This is a genomic window from Maribacter luteocoastalis (assembly GCF_048890225.1).
Taxonomy (GTDB): Bacteria; Bacteroidota; Bacteroidia; order Flavobacteriales; family Flavobacteriaceae; genus Maribacter; species Maribacter luteocoastalis.
The window spans coordinates 620,039-640,829 of sequence record NZ_JBMFZG010000001.1; the positions used below are offsets into that span (position 1 = coordinate 620,039).

Here is a 20,791-nt window from a genome sequence, read left to right on the forward strand (position 1 = left end):
CTAAATTTAATGAGCAATGTTACAGTTACAAGTCATTCGTGATGCTAAGGAAGAAATAAAAGCGGCACTTCAAAAAAGGAATATAGATGCCGATGCTATGCTTAATGGCATACTACTTTTAGATGAGAAAAGACGGGCGACCCAAACACAACTGGATTCTACTTTGGCAGAATCCAATATATTATCCAAAGAGATTGGTATGCTTTACAAGAGTGGAAAAGCGCAGGAAGCCAATGAACTTAAGGAAAAAACAGCGGCTCTTAAGGAAGAATCAAAACAGTTGGGTGAGGAGTTGAACGCCACAGCTGAAGAATTACAACGTTTACTGTATCAGATTCCTAATATTCCACATACTTCCGTACCTGATGGCAGTACTGAAGATGATAATGAAGAAGTGTTCAAGGAAGGTGATGTACCTGAACTTATTGCAGATGCCCTACCTCATTGGGAGTTGGCCAAGAAATATGACATTATAGATTTTGAACTGGGTGTTAAGATTGCTGGGGCAGGTTTTCCTGTTTACAAAGGCAAAGGAGCCCGATTACAACGCGCCCTAATATCTTATTTCTTAGATAAGAATACACAGGCCGGTTATACGGAAATACAAGTGCCACACTTGGTCAATGAAGCATCAGGTTATGGCACAGGGCAGCTCCCTGACAAGGAAGGACAAATGTATCATGTAACAGCAGATGACCTATACCTTATCCCTACAGCGGAGGTTCCGGTAACTAATATATTCAGGGATGTAATTTTACAGGAAAAAGACTTTCCCATTCAATATACGGGTTATACACCTTGTTTCAGAAGGGAAGCTGGCAGTTACGGAGCCCATGTACGCGGTCTCAACCGATTGCATCAGTTTGATAAAGTTGAGATTGTTCGCGTAGAACATCCCTCTAAATCATATGAAGCCCTAGACGGCATGGTTGAGCATGTAAAGGAAATTCTTCGTGAACTAAAATTACCATATCGAATATTGAGGTTATGTGGTGGAGACCTAGGATTTACAGCGGCCCTAACCTTTGATTTTGAAGTGTTTTCTACAGCTCAGGATAGATGGCTCGAAATAAGTTCAGTATCCAATTTTGAAACCTACCAAGCCAACCGTTTAAAACTTAGGTTTAAGGATGAAAATGGCAAAAGCCAGTTGGCACATACCCTAAACGGCAGCTCATTGGCATTACCAAGGGTTTTAGCAGGTATTTTGGAAAACTACCAAACCTCGGACGGCATTAAAATACCGGAAGTTTTGGTCCCCTATTGTGGTTTTGATTTCATTGATTAGAATTCTTCATAGAATTTAATATAGGATTCCTATCGGCATCTTAATGGAACACAGCTGAAAGAAAATAATCCATGCGCCATTTGAACGTGTATTAATACGTTCTACGAAGAGATTTTAAACTACTGGTACGCTTCACTGATGGGCATGGCAATGGATATGTAGTTTTTACTAAAAATCAGGAACTATTGTGTTTGATTTTACACGGGACACCTTTGCTCCTATACTTTAAACATGACCTAAATTTATAGGGTTGACACTAATAGAATTTTTAGTTTTAAAAAATTGACTAATTACATTTTTAATCGAATTAGCGTTGGATTAACAAAATATTAATCCGGGCTTCCGTAAATTTGATAAACGACCCTCATGAGAATTAGCCTAATTCTATTACTGTTTTTGTCACTTCCACTTTTTGGTCAGGACGATTTTCTAGCCAAACAGTACTTTGCTGATGGTGATTATGGGAAGGCGGTTGTTTTTTATGAAAAGCTTATTAAGAAAAACCCAAGAAGAACCGATTACTTACAGGGCCTTATTGCCTGTTACCAGCAGTTGGAACGCTATGGGGATGTAGAAAACATATTGTCCGAGCAATTAAAACTGTCCAATACCCACCCCGCTTTATTCATTGAAATGGGTTACAATTACACCTTACAGGATTTAGATGATAAAGCCAATGTTTATTATGACAAAGCGCTAGCTGCTATTGAACAAAATCCAAACTATGGGTATGCACTGGGATATCAATTTCAAAAATATAGCTTGCTAGATAGAGCTGCCCTTGCCTATCAAAAATCAATGGAATTGAATCCAGCTTTAGATTATAATTTTCAATTGGCAAGAATTTATGGCGAACAAGGAGATATAGAAAAAATGTATCGTTCTTATTTGAACCTAATGAGCAATGGTAAAACATCAAAATCAAATATTTTAAGAAGTATTGACGATTTTATTTCTGAGGATCCATTGGCAAATAATAATCAGATATTAAAAACCATTTTGCTGGAAAAGGCACAAAAAAATCCAGATATTACTTGGAACGAGCTTCTTAGCTGGTTGTTTGTACAGCAAAAGCAATACAATAGTGCTTTTAGACAAGAAAAGGCCATTTATAAAAGGGTACAGGGTAGCACAACACAAAGACTGGAGGATTTGGGAAACATTGTTTTAGAAGCGGATGATGTTTCGGTTGCTACCGACATCTTTGAATTTTTAATAAAGGAATCCAATGATGAGATTACACGTTTGGACGCCGAACTTAATTTAATAGATATTGCACTGCGGGATCCTACTGGTAATACACTAGATGTCATTCATAAAAAATACGAAGAACTTATAAATCTCTACGGCTATAAATCACAATCGTTGCAACTACAAGTTTCCTATGCCAATTTTTTGACATTTAAAAAAGACAATCCAGAACCAGCCATTGAGATATTGAAAAACAGTCTAGCACTTCCATTGAACGAAAGAGGAACAGCATTTATTAAGTTAGCCTTGGGTGATATTCTGGTTTACCATAAAAAATTCAATGAAGCGTTGATATATTTTTCCCAAATCCAACAAAAACTAAAAAACGATATTTTAGGGCAAAATGCCCGTTATAAAGTGGCAGAAACAAGTTTTTATAAGGGTGATTTTAAATGGGCGCTCACCCAGTTAAAAGTATTAAGAAGTTCTACATCACAGCTTATTGCCAATGATGCCATGCAACTTAGTTTACTTATTTCGGACAATTCTTTGGAAGATTCCACCCAAACGGCATTAAAAAAATATGCAAGGGCAGACTTTTTAGCGTATCAGAATAAAACGAGTGAGGCAATAACCGCTTTGGAAGATATACTTCAAAATCACAAAGGTGAAAAAATAGAAGATGAAGCCTTGTTAAAACAGGCCCAGTTATTGGAAAGCCAAAAAAAATATTCGGACGCTCTATTTAATTACCAAAAAATTGTAGAATTCTATAGCAGTGGTATTTTAGCTGATGACGCCCATTTTGCACTAGCAGAGCTTTATAGAAAAATTCTTGGTGAGCCCGAAAAAGCAAAAGGGCATTATGAAAAAATAATTTATAATTACCAAGACAGTTATTATTTTCCACAGGCAAGAAAAAACTTTAGGCAGCTAAGGGGAGATGCCATAAATTGATAAGCAAACACATGTATATTTATAATGTAACTACCAATGTAGAGGATTCGGCCCATGATACTTGGCTAAACTGGATGAAAACAAAACATATACCAGAAGTACTTGGTACAGGTAAATTCCTAAGCGCCAAGCTTACTAAAGTTTTAGTGGATGAGGAAAGCGGCGGACACACCTACTCTGTACAATATACGGCAAAAAACAAAAAAACATTAGTACGCTATTATAACGAAAATGCACCAAGATTAAGGGAAGAGGCCATGCAGCTCTTTGCAGGAAAACTAATATCCTTTAGAACAGAGTTAGAAGTAATAGATGAATATTTTGTACAACACCAAAGTGCTACACATTATTTGTTCACCTATGGCACCTTACTAGAAAAAGAAGTGCAAGTGGGTGTGTTTTCCAGGGTATTAGGTGGAATCGCGGATACTTTATTTAGCCATAAGATTTCACAAATGAAAGTTGCCGATATTTATCCTACCATAGAATTCACAGGAAAAAATGAGGATATGATAAACGGAGTAGTTTATACGTTGACCCATGATGAACTAATGAAAGCGGATGAATATGAAGGAGAAGCATATGAACGCACCAAAATAGTTTTGGATTCGGGCAAGAAAGCCTGGGTATATATGGCAAGGTAACTATATTTAAAACAGGAGAAATGGGGAAAAAGAGGAAGAAGAAGAAAAATGATTTTTATGATAAAAAAGGTAGCACCATTCAGGAAAGTCCCGTAAAAGCGAAAAAATTTCTTGGACAACATTTCTTAAAAGATGAGTCCATAGCCCAACAAATAGCAGATACCCTTACGCTAAACAACTATAACAAAGTAATAGAAATAGGGCCTGGAACAGGTGTTTTAACAAAATATCTTTTAGTAAGGGACATAGATTTGGTGGCAATGGATCTTGATTCGGATTCAATTGTTTACTTAAACCACAGCTTTCCTTTAGAGCATCCAAAGGCCATGCAAGGTAAAAGTACGTTTAAAGTGATTGAGGCAGATTTTTTAAATTTTGATCTTGAAACCTTATTTGGTCAGGAACAATTTGCTATTACAGGCAATTTCCCATACAACATCTCCACGCAAATAGTCTTTAAAATGTTAGACTATCGTAATCAGGTACCGGAGTTTACAGGAATGTTTCAAAAAGAGGTGGCAAAAAGAATATGTGCTACCGAGGGTAACAAAACGTATGGCATACTATCTGTTTTGGTACAAGCGTTTTATGATGCGGAATACTTATTTACAGTTCCTCCCCATGTATTTGAACCGCCACCAAAAGTGCAATCTGGCGTACTGCGCTTAACCAGAAAACCTGACTTTAAAATAGAATGTGATGAAAAGCAATTGTTCACAGTTGTGAAAACGGCCTTTAACCAGCGGAGAAAGACACTTAGAAATAGTTTAAAATCCTTTGCCATTTCAGATATTCTCAAAGAAGATGCTATATTTGACCAACGCCCAGAGCAACTTTCTGTTGCCGATTTTATTACGTTGACGAAGAAGATAGCAGATGACACCGTTTAAACTTACAGAAGAGCTTGTAAGCCAGATAGAAGAGCTTATAGAAATACAAGGGGATGCACAACTAAACACCCTTTTAGAGGATGTGCATTATGCTGATGTTGCAGAAATTATCAATGAGTTAAACAAGGATGATGCAACATATCTTATTAAGTTACTCGATAGTGATAAAACATCGGATGTTCTTACAGAGCTAGATGAAGATGTAAGGGAAGCAATTCTAGGCAATCTTTCTTCAAAAGAAATTGCAGAGGAACTTGGAGAGCTAGATACGGATGATGCAGCTGACATAATAGGTGAACTTCCACAAGAGATTGTTCAAGAAGTTATTTCAGAAATAGAGGATAGGGAACACGCCAAGGACATTGTAGATCTTTTACGATATGATGAGAATTCTGCCGGTGGTCTTATGGCGAAGGAATTGGTAAAAGTAAGGGAGAATTGGAATGTACTTACCTGCGTAAAGGAAATGCGTTTACAGGCAGAAAATGTAACTAGGGTCCATTCTATTTACGTGGTAGATCAGGAAGATAAATTAATTGGCAGGCTATCACTTAAGGATCTATTGACGACTTCTACAAAAACCCACATAAAGGACATTTACATTCCTAAAGTAGATGCAGTAAATGTCAATGAAAAACCTGAGGAAGTGGCCAAGATCATGTCCAAATATGATTTAGAGGCTATTCCCGTAGTGGATGAGATTGGCAGATTGGTAGGACGTATTACCATTGATGATATTGTAGATGTTATCCGGGAGGAAGCAGACAAGGATTACCAAATGGCAGCAGGTATATCCCAAGATGTAGAAGCAGACGATAGTATTTGGCAATTGACACGTGCGCGTTTACCATGGTTAATATTAGGACTTTTTGGTGGAGCAGCTGCAGCGGTAATCATGGGTGGTTTTGAAGAGATGTTTAAAAAGTATACTATTTTATTTCTTTTCACCCCACTTATAGCTGCAATGGCAGGTAATGTAGGTGTGCAATCCAGCGCAATTATCGTACAAGGATTGGCAAATGATGATATAAAAGGAAGTATTGGTGATCGGTTGATAAAAGAAATGCTATTAGCATTATTAAACGGAGTTATTCTGGCCGCCCTTTTGTTGCTTTTTACATGGATTTGGAAAGGTGATTTTCTAACCGCTTTAGCCATCTCAATATCTTTGATAGCCGTAATTGTGGTAGCCGGTTTCATTGGCACTTTTATCCCCTTATTTTTAGACAAACGCGGAATTGACCCTGCCATAGCAACGGGACCTTTTATCACCACCAGTAATGATATTTTCGGAATTCTTATTTACTTTATGATTGCCAAAATAATCTTGGGAATCTAATAATTTAAATATCCACACCTTGTGTTTATATCACTGGGAAGATTGGTCAATACAGAAGATAAATACACGCTAAACAACTCAAAAACACAAAATGAAGGTACTCCACGTAGATATAAATCATCCATTAATAATAGAGCAGTTCAACGCGCTTGGGTTTCAAAACGATGAAGATTATACATCCTCAAAAGAAATCATTGAAGATAAAATAGAAGCATATGATGGACTTATCATCCGAAGTAGGTTTACCATTGATGCACAATTTTTGGACAAGGCAAAAAACTTAAAATTCATTGGTAGATTAGGTGCTGGTCTAGAAAATATTGATACGCAATATGCAAAATCATTGGGTATATTTTTGGCCGCGGCCCCAGAGGGCAATAGAAATGCCGTAGGCGAACATGCACTGGGAATGCTCCTGGCACTATTCAATAAGTTACATACGGCCGATAGGGAGGTTAGGAATGGTAAATGGGACCGTGAAGGTAATAGGGGAATTGAGCTAGAAGGGAAAACAATTGGCGTTATTGGCTATGGTAATATGGGCAAGGCCTTCGCCAAAAAGTTAAAAGGCTTTGATGTTGATGAGGTTATTTGTTACGACATAAAAGGTGGTGTAGAAGATGAAAATGCCCGCCAAGTAGGAATTATGGAGTTACGACAACGTGCCGATGTAATTAGCCTTCATGTGCCACAAACCGAATTGACCATTGGTATGGTAAATACAGAATTTATTGAAAAATTCCACAAGCCCATATGGATTATAAATACCGCACGAGGCAAATGCATAAAAACAAAAGATTTGGTTGATGCATTGCAATCTGGCAAAGTATTGGGTGCTGGACTAGATGTCTTGGAATATGAAAAATCCTCATTTGAAAATATGTTCACAGACAATAATCTGCCTGAAGCCTTTCAATATCTAATACAGGCAGAAAACGTGATTCTTTCCCCTCATGTGGCAGGTTGGACAGTGGAGAGCAAGATTAAACTGGCACAAACCGTTGTTGACAAAATCATAAAAAATTTCGTGGTTTAAGAAGTGATTAATCCAAAAAGCCAATAAAATACATTTAGGGTAATTCTCTGTTAGTTTATTTTCAAGCACATCAATGCTTCCAAAAAAATTATGAGGCCGTTGATTTTAGTGTTTTTTGGTGACCTTACTAAATTTGAACATGAAAAATTTGGTTTCACATAGGGCCCTAAAAAGAATAAGCTAGAACTTTGGGAACCAGCGAATAAAGGATTTTTGTAGCATTCATTTAATCACTACATTTAATATTATATTAACTCCCTAAAAGTATAACACAATGTCTGAAAACAATAAAGATTTAGGAGACAAGGCAGAAGATGCTTTTGAAAAAGCAAAGGATAAAGCAGAGGGTTTTGCTGAAGAGGCAAAAGAAAAAGCTAGTGATTTTGCCGATAAGGCAGAGGAAGCTGCCAAGGAATTTAAAGAAGATGTAAAAAAAACATTTGACCCTAACAATCCTAATAGTGGAAAAACCGTTGCTATAATTGCCCACATTACTTGGATTGGTTGGATTGTGGCTTTAATTATGAACAACCAAAACAAAACGGAGTTTGGAAGTTATTATATTCGCCAAACTCTAGGTATTTGGATATTAATGTTGGTTCTAGGATTTGTACCTGTTGTAGGGTGTTTTGCTGGAATAATTGGCATTGTCCTAATTATTATAAGTTTGGTAAACGCAGCCAATGACAAAATGGTTCCTACAGTAGGTATTGGCCAACTTTTCCAAGATTGGTTTAAAAGCCTTTAACAAGCTAAAAAGTCAGTTTTTATAGTACTGACTTTTTTTATTGGTTTTATTATCGTAATATTGCAATATATAAATATTAATAATGGGGATAACCAAAACGCAGATATTCAATAAAAAGCAAAATGAGCTGGCAGTGATTTTTAAGGTTTTGTCAAACCCTGCCCGTATTGCGATATTAGAATATATTAGTAAGCAAGAAGCTTGCATATGCAATGATATTGTTGACGAAATTGGCCTTGCCCAACCTACTATTTCACAACATTTAAAGGAATTAAAAAGTATTGATTTAATTTCTGGTGAAATTGAAGGAAAAAAAGTGTGCTATTGCATCAATCTTAAAAAGTGGTCTTCCATTCAAGACCTTCTAAATTCGTTTTTTAACACTACAAAAACTAATTGTTGTTAACTAAAAAATCAAGTATGAAGACAAATGAATTTTTATCGATTTTAAAAGAAAACCCAAATAAAAATCTGTTATTTGAATACAAGCCAGGTGCATTGGTCGGTGCCAATTACCACATAACAGAGGTTAAAAATATAACCATAGACGCAGTTGATTGCGGTGCTGGTACAGATTTCTGGAAAGAAACGATTATTCAGCTATGGGAAAGTCCTACTGAAAAGGACAAAAGAACGTATATGTCTGCCTACAAAGCTTTGTCCATTTTAAACAAAGTGGATAAGATCAAACCTATGGATAAAGATGTAGAAGTGAAATTTGAATATAGTAATGCCCATTTTCATACAGCACAACTATACGTACACGCCCACCAAATTACAGGTGAGAATCTTGTTTTTCATTTAGGTGTAGAACAAACGGATTGCAAGGCAAAAGATACTTGTGGTGTGGAAGAGCCCGCTAAAGCAACTGCAGAAGCATGTGCTCCTGGCAGCGGTTGTTGTTAATTACCAAGGTATAGATGATTAGGATTAGGCCAATGTTACCGAGCGATTGGGAGGCGGTAGCTAAAATCTATGAAGATGGTATCGCCACCGGATTTGCCACTTTTGAGACGAACATCCCATCCTATGAAGCATGGGACATGGCTCATTTAGCCACTTGTAGAATGGTTGCAACAAAAAATGGGCAAGTTGTTGGGTGGGCAGCACTTTCTCCAGTTTCCAGCAGATGTGTTTACGGTGGTGTAGCAGAAGTAAGTATTTACATATCTAAAAAACATAGAGGTATAGGCATTGGAAAATCACTTCTGCTACATCTTATATTTACAAGTGAAAAAGAAGGCCTTTGGACATTACAATCAGGAATATTTCCAACAAATACAGGAAGCATTAAACTTCATGAAGCCGTTGGCTTTCGCTATATTGGCACACGTGAGCGCGTAGGCAAGCTTAATGGCAAATGGATAGATAATGTATTGTATGAAAGAAGAAGTAAGTCTATTGGTATAGATTAGAACAAGTACTACTCTTTTTCGTTATTGTTAGCCTCTGTCAATTTTCGTTCCAACTCTGCTTGAAATTCTTCCATAACCGGTTTCACGGTGCTTTCTGGAAGATCTGCAATTTTAATATACATTAGTCCATCTACGGAATTATTGAACAAAGGATCAACATTAAAGGCAACCACTTTTGCATTCTGCTTGATGTATTTTTTTATAAGCACGGGAAGGCGCAGACTTCCTGGTTCTACTTCATCGATCAAACGATCAAATTTATTTAAGTCCGCTTGGGTCTCGTCAAACACAAATTCTTTATCTGCATCCTTTAATTTTACCTTAAATTCTTTCTTTGGTCTAATATATTGGGCAACATAAGGATCCCAGTAATTAGACTTCATGAATTCTATCATCAATGATTTAGAGAAATTTGAAAACTGGTTGCTAATACTAACACCCCCTATCAAATATTTATGTTCTGGGTGCCTTAATGTAGTGTGTACAATTCCTTTCCAAAGTAAAAAAAGGGGCATTGGTTTTTGCTGGTACTCCTTAGTGATGTAGGCACGGCCCATTTCAATGGAATTTTCCATCATTCCGTACAACTCAGGTTCTACCCTGAAAAGATCTTGAAGGTAAAACCCATCGATACCATACTCAGGAAAAATCTCCGAACCCATACCCATACGATAGGCACCAACAATACATTTTTCCGAATCATCCCATAAGAAAAGGTGATAATAATAAGAATCAAACTTATCAAGGTCAATAGCGTTATTGGTACCTTCGCCAATAGCCCTAAAGGTAACCTCCCGCTGTCTTCCAATTTCCTTTAAAATAAAGGGTATGTCTTTTTCCTTTGCAAGGAAAACCTCATAATTTTTACTTTGCAATAATCTACAATCCTTTTCCCTAAGTTTTTCTATTTCCCCTTGCATTACCTCTTTTCGCATTGCAGAGGCAATTTTTTTGGGCGCTTTTGGAATTTTAAGGCTTGTTGGTATTTGATCTATTAGCCGTTCTTTCTCATAAGCGTTCGAAAGAATATAGGTTTTTCTTCGTAACAACTCCCCAAACTCCCCCAAACTGCCTTGTTCCTTTTGGGTTTGCACCGAAATAGGCTGCCCAATCCTAACTTTAATGGGTCTATTACGTTGAGAATATACTTGTGATGGTATCATTGCTGTTCTAAAAACAGATTTCCATTTAGATAGCCTATAGAACAACGTGCTATTCTTTGCATGAAAATAAATGGGGACCACAGGAACCTCAGCCTTGCTGATCAATTTCAAAACTGCCTCTTCCCAAGGTTTATCCACAATTAATTTACCATCCTTATGGGTAGACACCTCTCCAGCAGGAAATATACCCAACGGGTGACCTTCCCTAACATGTTTCAAGGCATTTTTAAACCCAAGTATACTACTTTTGGCATCTTTGTGTTCTTCAAACGGATTTACAGGCAATATATAGGGTGATAAAGGAGCCATTCGTTGCAAAAGAAAATTAGCCATTATCTTGTAATCCTCACGTTTTTGCAACATAAGATCCACTAATAATATACCATCAATCGCTCCTAGAGGATGATTACTGATTGTTATGAAAGGACCGTCTTTTGGCAATCTTTTAAAATCATCTTCAGGAATTTGAAAATCTATTTTAAAATGTTCCAAGATACTTTTAGAATATTCCCTACCCTTTAAATGGGCAATAGTATCATAATATGAATTAATACCGGAGATTCTGGTGACCTTCATCAAAACCCAACCAATAAAAGTTCCTAAAAAGCCATATTTGGATAATTTAATAGCTTTTGCCACTTCCTTTGCGGTCACTAAACCCATATAAAACAAAAATTTACAGAACGGTAAATATAGCAAAATCGCCTATGGAGGCGATTTTTTTAACATATATAAGACTAATTGTCCCTATTATTTTACGACCAACTGAACCGTTTCTTTACCACGTTGTTCCAATAATATCTCATGTCCATTTTGAAGTGATTCCAATGCCTTAGAATCAAAATGCCGTATTGTATAGAGTGATACATCTGTATGGTGAACAACCTTAAATTTGCCTTTAAGTTGTGTTAAAAGTTCTTCTAAACCACCAAACTTATTATCTATACAAACCGAAAAACTAATGGCAGAATTTTGAATAAGGTCAACTTTTATTTGATATTCATGAAAAAGTTTAAAAATCTCGCTAATGTTGTTTTCCACCATAAAAGAAAAGTCCAAGGAGGATAGTTTCATTAAAACCTGATTCTTTTTCACTATAAAACATGGAACCTCAGGTTCTATTTTAACCCCTTTACCTACGGTTGTACCACTATCCAAAGGATTAATAAAGGATTTTACATGTAGCGGTATTTCTTTGCGCTGTAATGGCTGTAGTGTTTTTGGATGAATGACAGATGCTCCATAAAATGCCAACTCAATAGCCTCTCGATAGGAAATACTGTTCAATAATTGGGTTTCCTTAAAATACCTTGGGTCTGCATTTAAAACACCAGGTACATCTTTCCATATAGTTACTGAATCCGCATTTAAACAATAAGCAAGTATAGCTGCCGTATAATCTGAACCCTCCCTACCTAAGGTTGTGGTAAAATTATTGTCATCACTACCCAAAAAACCTTGCGTAATGTTCAACACTTTTTTATTTATGGTAGCAACATTAGATTGCGTTTTTTCCCAATTAACTGTGGTATCTCTATAGGTACTATCAGTTTTGATAAAATGTCTTACATCCAACCAATTATTAGTAATGCCAATTTCCTTTAGAAATGCACTGATTATTGTGGTTGAAATAAGCTCTCCATAACCAACTATTTGATCGTAAACAAAATTGTAGTTTGGTGATTTGTTCCAAACTAAAAAACCGTTTATTTCATCAATAAGCACCTTAAAATCCTTATAAATTTTATGTTGCTTATTCTCAAAAAGCTCAGATAAAATTCCAGTATGATAGCTAACAATTTCATCAATCTTAGAAGGGATTTCCTGCTTGTTTTTAAAATAAGCGTTAACAACTTCCTCCATGGCATTGGTAGTCTTGCCCATGGCAGATATTACCAATAAGGTGTTCTCATATCCTACCTCTTTTAAAACCTTAACCAGATTTTTAACAGCAGCGGCATCCTTTACAGAAGCGCCACCAAATTTAAATACTCTCATAAATTTATATTGCTCAAATATTTTTCAATTCCTTTTTCATCTAAATGCACTACATCCCAATCACGCATAACATTGGCACCTTTACTTTCATAAAACCCAATGGCAGGCTCATTCCAATCCAAAACTTCCCAACTAACTCGTTTTACCCCCAGTTTATGACCATACTTAACAACTTCATCCAATAAGGCCGTGCCTAAACCACTACCACGCATTTTCTCAGTTACGATCAAATCCTCCAAATGAATTATGGGGCCCTTCCATGTAGAATATCTTGGATATACTAATGCAATACCAACGATCTCTTCGCCGCTTTCGGCAACAAAACAATGAAATAATTTTTCTTGACCAAAACCATGTTCTTCCAAGTCAGCCACACTAAGTTCCACCGCATGGGCTTCTTTTTCGAATTTGGCAAGTTCATCAATTAAATGAAAAACTTGACCCATATCCTCTTTTCTGGCTTCTCTGATGGTGTACTCCATAATTGTTACAAATAAAACACAAAGTTATAAATTTAAAAAATCAATTAATAACGAAAACGTTGAAGTATCACAAAATACTCGATATTTGTAGTCTAAGTAACCAAACTTAACAATGGCGCCTAAACAAAATCAGACTCTAGGGGAATTTATCATTGAAAATCAGAATTCTTTCCAATATTCCTCCGGAGAATTGTCCAAACTTATAAATGCCATACGACTAGCGGCAAAAGTAGTTAACCATGAAGTTAATAAAGCCGGTTTAGTAGATATTTTAGGTAAGGCGGGGGAAACAAATATACAAGGTGAAAATCAGCAAAAGCTAGATGTCTTTGCGAATGAAAAATTTATACAGGCCCTTACCAATCGTGAGATTGTTTGTGGGATAGCGTCCGAGGAAGAGGATAGTTTTATCAGCATAAATAGTAACGACGAAAATCATCAAAACAAATATATTGTACTTATTGACCCTTTGGATGGGTCGTCCAATATTGATGTAAATGTTTCTGTAGGAACCATATTTTCTATTTACAGAAGAGTTACCCCTGTAGGAACTCCTGTAACCATAGATGATTTTTTACAACCAGGAAACGAACAAGTAGCCGCTGGGTATGTAGTTTATGGCACATCAACTATGATAGTCTATACTACAGGTGATGGTGTAAATGGCTTTACTTTAAATCCTGCGTTGGGGACATTTTATCTTTCACATCCCAATATGCAATTCCCGGAAGAGGGAAAAATTTATTCGGTAAATGAAGGAAACTACGTGCACTTTCACCAAGGGGTCAAGGACTACATTAAATATTGTCAAATGGAAGAAGGGGACAGACCCTACACCTCTAGATATATTGGTTCTCTAGTGTCAGATTTTCATAGAAATATGATCAAAGGGGGTATTTACATGTACCCTAAAAGCAGTGTGACCGCTAGTGGGAAATTGAGATTGTTATACGAGTGTAACCCTATGGCCTTTATTGCCGAACAAGCCAATGGATTGGCAATCGGGGGTAAATCAAGAATTTTAGATATTAAACCTACAGAACTTCACCAAAGGGTGCCCTTTTTCTGTGGTAGCAGAAAAATGGTAGAAAAACTTGAAGAGTTTTTAGATAAGTACCATTAAAAAAGGGGAGCTAAAGCTCCCCTTTTTTACTTTTATAAAATTCTATTATTTTCTTACCAAGTAAAGATAATCTTCAAATTCTAAGGCACCACCGAAGATAGCTACAGAACGTTCTATTACTTTATTTGCTTTGTCACCAGTAAAACCGAGGCCTATGGCATACTTTTTAATTAGAATCATTTCCTCATTATCAATCTTATGATCAGAATATACAATTCTGAAAAGGTCAAAAAGTCGTTCCAATCTTTTTTCTGAATCAGAAATGGTATCAATGGGATATTTATTTTCCTTTTTCAATACTTCTTCATACTCGGTTTTGGTAATATCCAGTTTGGTTGCAAAACGATCCAATAATTGCTTTTCTTCCGTGCTAATTTCACCATCTACTGAAGCCAATGTAGCTAAAGCTGTAAAATGCGCTAAATTTCTTCGGTGTTCTCCACTAGAATATAAATCTGCAAAAGACATAGTTTAATTTTAAATTTATAAGGCAAATATAATTTTTTTAAAGGTCATTGCCGATATACTTACAAACTTTGTTAAAGCACAAAATTTGTAACTTCACAAAGCTATGAAAACTCCCCTACTCAAATTTACAGACCTAGGCATTTACTGCAGCATTGCAAAAGTATATTTAGACCCATGGAAACCTGTGGACAAGGCCATTATTTCACACGGCCATGCAGACCATAGTCGTTGGGGACATAAACAATATATTACCCATGAACGCAATGTACCTATTGTAAAACATCGTTTAGGTGATGTAAATATTACTGGTAAAAAATGGGGGGAACCTTTTAGCATCAATGGGGTAAAATTCACTTTATACCCAGCAGGTCATATTATAGGTTCCTCACAAATACGGGTTGAACATAAGGGCGAAGTTTGGGTGTTTACCGGTGATTACAAGATAGAGGACGATGGTGTAGCCACTCCCTACGAACCACTAAAATGCCACACATTTATTACCGAATGTACCTTTGGTCTACCAGCATTTTTGTGGCAACCCCAACAAGAGGTTTATACAGATATAAATGAATGGTGGGCACAGAACAAGGCCAATGGACAAACCTCTGTACTGTTTGGGTATTCTTTAGGGAAAGCACAACGTCTTTTAAAACATTTAGACCCCAACATTGGAAAAATTTACACCCATGGAGCTATTGAGAATATGACCAATGTCCTAAGGCCAATGGTAAACTTCCCGCATACCGAACTTATTACGCCAGACACAAAAAAAGAAGACATCAAAGGAAACATTATATTGGCGCCGCCTTCTGCACAAGGCAACACTTGGATCCGTAAAATGGCCCCTTTTGAGACAGCTTCTGCAAGTGGTTGGATGGCCTTTAGGGGTGCCCGCAGAAGGAGGGCTGTTGACAAAGGTTTTGTCTTAAGCGACCATTGTGATTGGCAAGGGTTGTTGAGTGCCATTAAAAACACTGGTGCAAACAAAGTTATATGCACTCATGGCTACACTGATATTTTCTCCAAATATCTATGTGAATTAGGCTATGATGCCAGAACTGAGGCCACCCAGTTCAATGAAGACAACGAAGAGATCATTGTAGCATCAGAAACCACGGAAACTACATGAAACAATTTTCGCAGCTCATAAAAACCTTGGACGGCACTACCAAGACCAATATTAAAGTGGCGGCATTAACTAAATATTTTGCAACCGCTACAGATACTGATAAGGTATGGACTATAGCTATTCTTAGTAATAGAAGGCCTCCTAGACCTGTGAATACCACCCTTCTTCGAGAATGGGCATCCGAACTTACCAACATTCCCCCTTGGCTTTTTGAGGAAAGCTATCATATTGTAGGAGATCTAGCAGAGACCATTGCCCTGATAGTTGCATCCGACAATAAATCCACTGAAAAAAAACTCACCAAATTTTTAGAGGAAATGATTTGGTTAAAATCACAAAGCGATACGGACAAAAAAGCCTACCTATTTGAGAATTGGAAGCAATTGGATTATTACGGTCGTTTTGTTTTTACAAAGCTTATTACGGGCGGTTTTAGAATTGGGGTTAGTCAAAAATTAATGACTCGTGCCTTGGCAAAAGCAACAAATATAGATGAGGATATTTTAGCCTATAAACTCATGGGGAATTGGGATCCAGAGAAGATTACTTTTCAAGAATTAATTCTGGAGAAAAACGAATCGGATTATCTCTCCAAGCCCTACCCTTTTTACCTTGCCTATGCCATTGAAGACGAAGTAACTAATTTGGGAAATGTAAAAGATTGGACATTTGAACATAAATGGGATGGTATTCGTGCACAGATTATTGTAAGAAACAATGAACTTTTTGTTTGGAGCCGTGGTGAAGAATTGGTAACCGACAAGTACCCAGAATTAGAGGCATGTATGGGAAAAATCCCAAACGGAACTGTAATAGATGGGGAAATTCTACCCTACCCAAATAATGAAATTGGCACGTTCAACGATTTACAAACTCGTATTGGTCGTAAAAAAGCTTCCAAAGCGTTATTGACAAAGACACCAATTATTGTAAAAGCTTATGACCTATTGGAATGGCAAGGAAAGGACATACGTCAAAATAGCTATTTGGAGCGAAGAAAAATTTTAGAAACTATGGTCCCTACAACGCTTAACCCTTTGCAAAAGATTTCTGAACCAATTAAAAATGATGAATTCACAAATAGTATGGACACTGAGCGTGGCCGAAGTAAAAATAGCGCCAAGTTCCCCTCCACTACATTCAAGGGCCTTCCCCTATTCCTCTCCGAACGTATGCAATTTGATTCTTGGCAAGAAGTCGCCCAAGAAAGAAAATTAGCAAGAGAAAAAAGAAGTGAGGGGTTAATGCTAAAACGAAATGACTCGCCATATCTAGTCGGTAGAAAAAAAGGCAATTGGTGGAAATGGAAAATAGACCCGTTAACCATTGATGCTGTACTTACTTATGCCATGCGAGGCCATGGAAGGCGAAGTAATCTCTTTACCGATTACACCTTCGGATTATGGCAGGTAAATGACAATGGGGAACAGGAATTGGTGACCTTCGCAAAAGCGTATTCCGGACTTACCGATGCCGAATTTAGAAAGGTTGACGCCTGGATTAAAAAAAATACACTGGAACGTTTTGGTCCTGTGCGTAGTGTAACCCCATTTCATGTTTTTGAAATTGCATTTGAAGGTATTGCATTATCCAAGAGGCATAAGAGCGGAATAGCGACCCGTTTTCCAAGAATTTTAAAATGGCGAAAAGACAAGAAGATAGAAGAAGCGAATACCTTGGAGGATTTAAAATCACTAATTCCAAGCAAAATAACCAAAACCAATTAAATTTAAATCCTCATTGCTTCGTTCCCAGTTATGAACAGAACAGAACTTATTAACATAGCAAGCACATGGTTTGGACAGCAAGGCTGGAAACCTTTCCCGTTTCAAAAAGAAACTTGGACTGCTTTTTTACAGGGAAAGCACGGTTTACTCAATGCACCTACCGGTAGCGGAAAAACCTATGCCCTATGGTTTCCTATAGTTCTAAATTACATCAATCAAAATCCATATTATAAGACAAAACACGCAAAGGGATTAAAAGCGATATGGATTACCCCCCTCCGTGCCCTATCCCAAGAAATAAAACAATCCGCAGAACGGATAACCAAAGATTTAGGCACACAATTTACGGTGGGAATTCGCACTGGGGATACCAGTGCTAAAGAACGCTCCCAACAACGGACTTCTCTGCCAGATTTGCTTATTACCACTCCAGAAAGTCTACATCTATTACTATCATCCAAAAACTACGAGAAGACATTTAAAGACTGTACGGCCATTGTGGTAGATGAATGGCATGAACTTTTAGGCACCAAACGTGGCGTACAAATGGAATTGGGCCTGAGCAGACTTAAAACCATATGTAGTGAATTGCGAATTTGGGGTATTTCTGCAACAATCGGCAATCTGGAACAAGCCCGGGAAGTTCTTTTGGGCCCAACTTCACCCCAATTGGAAAACTCGGTAATGATACGAGCAAATCTAAACAAGAAAATTACCGTTAAAAGCATTATTCCCAAAACCATGGAGACCTTTCCTTGGCGGGGACATTTAGGCCTTCACCTTTTAGATGATGTGGTACCCATCATCAATGGTAGCAAAACCACGCTGCTTTTTACAAATACCCGTAGCCAGTGCGAAATCTGGTTCCAGAAAATTTTAGAGAAATATCCAGAATTTGCTGGTGAAATAGCTATGCACCATGGTAGCATCAACAAAGAAACAAGGCTATGGGTAGAGCAGGCCATCAGAAACGAAAGCCTAAAGGCCGTTGTCTGTACCTCGAGTTTGGATCTGGGTGTAGATTTTGCTCCTGTGGAAACCGTAATACAGATTGGTGGCCCTAAAGGTGTGGCACGTTTTTTACAACGTGCAGGGCGAAGTGGGCACAGACCGGGAAAAGAAAGTATAATCTATTTTTTACCTACCCATGCCATGGAACTCATAGAAGCGTCTGCCTTGCAAGTGGCAGTAAAAGATAAAGCCGTAGAAGACCGTCTACCCTATCTTAATAGCTATGATGTACTACTCCAATATTTGACCACATTGGCAGTTTCGGATGGATTTTATCCCAATGAAATTTTTCCAGAAATCAAACAAACCTTTTGCTATCAGGGTATCACGGAAGCCCATTGGCAATGGCTTCTTAATTTTTTGGTTATGGGAAGCCAAAGTTTGAGCAGTTATGATGAGTACAAAAAAGTAGCAGTAGAAGCAGACGGCAAGTTTAAGGTCAACAATCGCGGTGTAGCCATGCGGCATCGTTTTCAGATTGGAACCATTGTTGGTGATGCCACCATCACCGTAAAGTATCAATCAGGAGGATATATTGGATCAATTGAAGAATACTTTATTTCTAAACTTACACAGGGCGATGTTTTTACTTTTGCTGGTAGAAATCTAGAATTCATACGTATAAAAGGAATGCAGGCACACGTACGTAACTCCAACAAAAAAACAAATAAAGTGCCTAGTTGGATGGGCGGTAGACTTAGTTTTTCGGCTCAAATGTCAGAATTATTACGACAAGAACTATATAAGGCTGCAGCCAATCAATTACCAGGTCCAGAATTGAAATCGCTTAAACACATTTTTGACAAACAACGGGAAGAAAGCATTGTTCCTGCCCCAAATGAATTTTTAATTGAAACCTTTAAGAGCCGAGATGGTTACCACCATATCTTCTATCCTTTTGAGGGTAGGGCGGTACATGAGGCCATGAGTAGCTTATTATCATACCGTATAAGCCTCTTATCGCCTATCACCTGTTCCTTGGCATTTAATGACTATGGGTTTGAAATGTTGAGTGACAAGCCCATTGACATTCACGCCGTTTTGGACAATAATTTGTTCACTACAGCTTATATGTTGTCCGACCTACAAAAAAGCCTAAATTCCAACGAAATGGCAAGACGTAAATTTCGCGACATAGCAGTTATAAGTGGCATGGTGTTTACGGGCTATCCAGAAAAAGTGGTAAAAATGAAACACCTTCAAAGTAGTTCCCAATTACTATTTGATGTGTTTAGAGATTATGAGGCAGACAACCTTCTTTATCAACAAGCCTTTACAGAAACCTTTGAACATCAACTGGAAGAAGGCCGTCTTAGAATTGCATTGGAACGCATAGAACAGCAAGACATTGTTTGGAGGCAATGTTCAAAAGCTACTCCCTTTTCCTTCCCCATTATTACAGACAGACTTCGAGAAAAATTAAGCAACGAAAAATTAGCAGACAGAATTAAACGAATGACAAAAATCCTATTGAAATAACCGTATTTTGAATAATGGAACCTAGGAACTAATAACGTGAGTATATCAATTAAAATAAATTCCCAAAATTTTGTTTTACATCCCCATGGCGCTATGTTTTGGTCCGAAAAATCGGTGCTTCTGGTAAGCGACGTACATTTGGGTAAAATTTCCCATTTTAGAAAATTTGGTGCCGCTGTTCCAAAACATGCATTACACAAAAATTATATTTGGTTAGATGAGCTTATTCATTTATACAAACCCTTTAATGTCTGTTTTTTAGGCGACCTCTTTCATTCATCAATAAATAAAGAATGGGCTTTATTTGAGAACTGGATTGCAAGAACTCCAGCCAAAATCACCTTAATAACAGGAAACCATGATATTATTGCCCCTGAAAAATTTGAAATGTTGGGGATCGACCAAATCGAAGAACTTTTAGTAGATGACTTCCTATTAACACATCACCCTGAAGAAAGAGCGGGTTTCTTTAATCTATGTGGACATATTCACCCCTCAATAAAATTGGAAGGTTATGGCAGGCAGCGCTTAAAACTCCCCTGTTTCTATAAGTCCCATAAACAACTTATTTTACCTGCTTTTGGCACATTCACGGGCACTTTTGCCATGACACCAAGCAAAGAGGATGAAATATTTGTCATAGCGGACAACCAGGTAATCAAAGTATAAGACCCCAAAAATTTACAGTTAGCTATGGCATATT

At 37.4% G+C, this 20,791-nt stretch carries 19 protein-coding genes; 15 read left to right on the plus strand and 4 right to left on the minus strand.

Annotated elements, in window-relative coordinates:
• Positions 1-16: 16 nt before the first annotated feature.
• From serS to ACOCEA_RS02670, 10 genes are all read left to right on the plus strand, one after another.
• Entirely contained in the window at positions 17-1,288 is a 1,272-nt protein-coding gene (gene serS / locus ACOCEA_RS02625; RefSeq protein WP_420754639.1) for a serine--tRNA ligase, read from the plus strand.
• A gap of 366 nt (positions 1,289-1,654) precedes the next feature.
• Positions 1,655-3,436 (plus strand): tetratricopeptide repeat protein, encoded by a 1,782-nt coding sequence (locus tag ACOCEA_RS02630; protein ID WP_420754640.1) that lies wholly within the window; start codon positions 1,655-1,657, stop codon positions 3,434-3,436.
• 11 nt (positions 3,437-3,447) lie between these two features.
• Positions 3,448-4,080, plus strand: a complete 633-nt coding sequence (locus tag ACOCEA_RS02635) for a DUF4286 family protein (protein ID WP_420754641.1) — start codon at positions 3,448-3,450, stop codon at positions 4,078-4,080.
• A 20-nt stretch (positions 4,081-4,100) separates the two neighbouring features.
• Complete coding sequence (gene rsmA / locus ACOCEA_RS02640; protein WP_420754642.1) at positions 4,101-4,970, plus strand: 16S rRNA (adenine(1518)-N(6)/adenine(1519)-N(6))-dimethyltransferase RsmA; 870 nt, start codon at positions 4,101-4,103, stop codon at positions 4,968-4,970.
• A complete protein-coding gene (gene mgtE, locus ACOCEA_RS02645) occupies positions 4,957-6,309 on the plus strand; it encodes a magnesium transporter (protein ID WP_420754643.1) in 1,353 nt (450 codons plus the stop codon). Before rsmA ends, mgtE begins: the two co-directional genes overlap by 14 nt.
• A gap of 91 nt (positions 6,310-6,400) precedes the next feature.
• A complete protein-coding gene (locus tag ACOCEA_RS02650) occupies positions 6,401-7,345 on the plus strand; it encodes a 2-hydroxyacid dehydrogenase (RefSeq protein ID WP_420754644.1) in 945 nt (314 codons plus the stop codon).
• 274 nt (positions 7,346-7,619) lie between these two features.
• Positions 7,620-8,093, plus strand: a complete 474-nt coding sequence (locus ACOCEA_RS02655; RefSeq protein ID WP_420754645.1) for a YtxH domain-containing protein — start codon at positions 7,620-7,622, stop codon at positions 8,091-8,093.
• Positions 8,094-8,175: 82 nt separating this feature from the next.
• Positions 8,176-8,499, plus strand: coding sequence for an ArsR/SmtB family transcription factor (locus ACOCEA_RS02660; protein WP_420754646.1), 324 nt, complete (start codon positions 8,176-8,178; stop codon positions 8,497-8,499).
• 14 nt (positions 8,500-8,513) lie between these two features.
• Positions 8,514-8,999 carry a DUF6428 family protein gene (locus ACOCEA_RS02665; protein WP_420754647.1) on the plus strand — a complete coding sequence of 162 codons (486 nt, stop codon included), beginning with the start codon at positions 8,514-8,516 and terminating at the stop codon, positions 8,997-8,999.
• A gap of 14 nt (positions 9,000-9,013) precedes the next feature.
• On the plus strand, positions 9,014-9,508 hold the full coding sequence (locus ACOCEA_RS02670; protein ID WP_420754648.1) for a GNAT family N-acetyltransferase: 495 nt from the start codon (positions 9,014-9,016) through the stop codon (positions 9,506-9,508).
• Positions 9,509-9,516: 8 nt separating this feature from the next.
• Here ACOCEA_RS02670 and ACOCEA_RS02675 read toward each other — a convergent pair whose 3' ends face one another.
• The 3 genes from ACOCEA_RS02675 to ACOCEA_RS02685 all read right to left on the minus strand — a co-directional run bounded on the left by ACOCEA_RS02675 (position 9,517) and on the right by ACOCEA_RS02685 (position 13,151).
• On the minus strand, positions 9,517-11,334 hold the full coding sequence (locus ACOCEA_RS02675; protein WP_420754649.1) for a GNAT family N-acyltransferase: 1,818 nt from the start codon (positions 11,332-11,334) through the stop codon (positions 9,517-9,519).
• A gap of 87 nt (positions 11,335-11,421) precedes the next feature.
• Entirely contained in the window at positions 11,422-12,669 is a 1,248-nt protein-coding gene (locus ACOCEA_RS02680) for an aspartate kinase (protein ID WP_420754650.1), read from the minus strand.
• Positions 12,666-13,151, minus strand: coding sequence for a GNAT family N-acetyltransferase (locus ACOCEA_RS02685; RefSeq protein WP_420754651.1), 486 nt, complete (start codon positions 13,149-13,151; stop codon positions 12,666-12,668). Before ACOCEA_RS02685 ends, ACOCEA_RS02680 begins: the two co-directional genes overlap by 4 nt.
• 112 nt (positions 13,152-13,263) lie before the next feature.
• Here ACOCEA_RS02685 and fbp point away from each other — a divergent pair, with 112 nt between their 5' ends.
• Positions 13,264-14,274 carry a class 1 fructose-bisphosphatase gene (gene fbp / locus ACOCEA_RS02690; protein ID WP_420754652.1) on the plus strand — a complete coding sequence of 337 codons (1,011 nt, stop codon included), beginning with the start codon at positions 13,264-13,266 and terminating at the stop codon, positions 14,272-14,274.
• 45 nt (positions 14,275-14,319) lie between these two features.
• On the opposite strand, the gene ACOCEA_RS02695 is transcribed toward fbp, so the two are convergent.
• The gene (locus ACOCEA_RS02695; protein WP_420754653.1) at positions 14,320-14,742 is read right to left on the minus strand and encodes a tellurite resistance TerB family protein; all 423 of its coding nucleotides are present in this window, start codon (positions 14,740-14,742) and stop codon (positions 14,320-14,322) included.
• 103 nt (positions 14,743-14,845) lie between these two features.
• On the opposite strand from ACOCEA_RS02695, the gene ACOCEA_RS02700 reads away from it, so the two are divergent.
• The 4 genes from ACOCEA_RS02700 to pdeM are packed head-to-tail and all read left to right on the plus strand — an operon-like array spanning position 14,846 to position 20,757.
• Positions 14,846-15,871: a ligase-associated DNA damage response exonuclease gene (locus ACOCEA_RS02700; protein WP_420754654.1), complete on the plus strand. Its 1,026-nt coding sequence runs from the start codon at positions 14,846-14,848 to the stop codon at positions 15,869-15,871.
• Positions 15,868-17,598 carry an ATP-dependent DNA ligase gene (locus ACOCEA_RS02705; protein WP_420754655.1) on the plus strand — a complete coding sequence of 577 codons (1,731 nt, stop codon included), beginning with the start codon at positions 15,868-15,870 and terminating at the stop codon, positions 17,596-17,598. The genes ACOCEA_RS02700 and ACOCEA_RS02705 overlap by 4 nt, the downstream gene beginning before the upstream one ends.
• Before the next feature lie 30 nt (positions 17,599-17,628).
• Positions 17,629-20,088 carry a ligase-associated DNA damage response DEXH box helicase gene (locus tag ACOCEA_RS02710; protein WP_420754656.1) on the plus strand — a complete coding sequence of 820 codons (2,460 nt, stop codon included), beginning with the start codon at positions 17,629-17,631 and terminating at the stop codon, positions 20,086-20,088.
• 36 nt (positions 20,089-20,124) lie between these two features.
• Complete coding sequence (gene pdeM / locus ACOCEA_RS02715; protein ID WP_420754657.1) at positions 20,125-20,757, plus strand: ligase-associated DNA damage response endonuclease PdeM; 633 nt, start codon at positions 20,125-20,127, stop codon at positions 20,755-20,757.
• The last annotated feature ends 34 nt before the right edge of the window (positions 20,758-20,791 follow it).

Coding starts and splice junctions, on each gene's coding strand:
- serS (WP_420754639.1), top strand. CDS start 17: ATGTTACAGTTACAAGTCATTCGTGATGCTAAGGAAGAAATAAAAGCG.
- ACOCEA_RS02630 (WP_420754640.1), top strand. CDS start 1,655: ATGAGAATTAGCCTAATTCTATTACTGTTTTTGTCACTTCCACTTTTT.
- ACOCEA_RS02635 (WP_420754641.1), top strand. CDS start 3,448: ATGTATATTTATAATGTAACTACCAATGTAGAGGATTCGGCCCATGAT.
- rsmA (WP_420754642.1), top strand. CDS start 4,101: ATGGGGAAAAAGAGGAAGAAGAAGAAAAATGATTTTTATGATAAAAAA.
- mgtE (WP_420754643.1), top strand. CDS start 4,957: ATGACACCGTTTAAACTTACAGAAGAGCTTGTAAGCCAGATAGAAGAG.
- ACOCEA_RS02650 (WP_420754644.1), top strand. CDS start 6,401: ATGAAGGTACTCCACGTAGATATAAATCATCCATTAATAATAGAGCAG.
- ACOCEA_RS02655 (WP_420754645.1), top strand. CDS start 7,620: ATGTCTGAAAACAATAAAGATTTAGGAGACAAGGCAGAAGATGCTTTT.
- ACOCEA_RS02660 (WP_420754646.1), top strand. CDS start 8,176: ATGGGGATAACCAAAACGCAGATATTCAATAAAAAGCAAAATGAGCTG.
- ACOCEA_RS02665 (WP_420754647.1), top strand. CDS start 8,514: ATGAAGACAAATGAATTTTTATCGATTTTAAAAGAAAACCCAAATAAA.
- ACOCEA_RS02670 (WP_420754648.1), top strand. CDS start 9,014: ATGATTAGGATTAGGCCAATGTTACCGAGCGATTGGGAGGCGGTAGCT.
- ACOCEA_RS02675 (WP_420754649.1), bottom strand. CDS start 11,334: ATGGGTTTAGTGACCGCAAAGGAAGTGGCAAAAGCTATTAAATTATCC.
- ACOCEA_RS02680 (WP_420754650.1), bottom strand. CDS start 12,669: ATGAGAGTATTTAAATTTGGTGGCGCTTCTGTAAAGGATGCCGCTGCT.
- ACOCEA_RS02685 (WP_420754651.1), bottom strand. CDS start 13,151: ATGGAGTACACCATCAGAGAAGCCAGAAAAGAGGATATGGGTCAAGTT.
- fbp (WP_420754652.1), top strand. CDS start 13,264: ATGGCGCCTAAACAAAATCAGACTCTAGGGGAATTTATCATTGAAAAT.
- ACOCEA_RS02695 (WP_420754653.1), bottom strand. CDS start 14,742: ATGTCTTTTGCAGATTTATATTCTAGTGGAGAACACCGAAGAAATTTA.
- ACOCEA_RS02700 (WP_420754654.1), top strand. CDS start 14,846: ATGAAAACTCCCCTACTCAAATTTACAGACCTAGGCATTTACTGCAGC.
- ACOCEA_RS02705 (WP_420754655.1), top strand. CDS start 15,868: ATGAAACAATTTTCGCAGCTCATAAAAACCTTGGACGGCACTACCAAG.
- ACOCEA_RS02710 (WP_420754656.1), top strand. CDS start 17,629: ATGAACAGAACAGAACTTATTAACATAGCAAGCACATGGTTTGGACAG.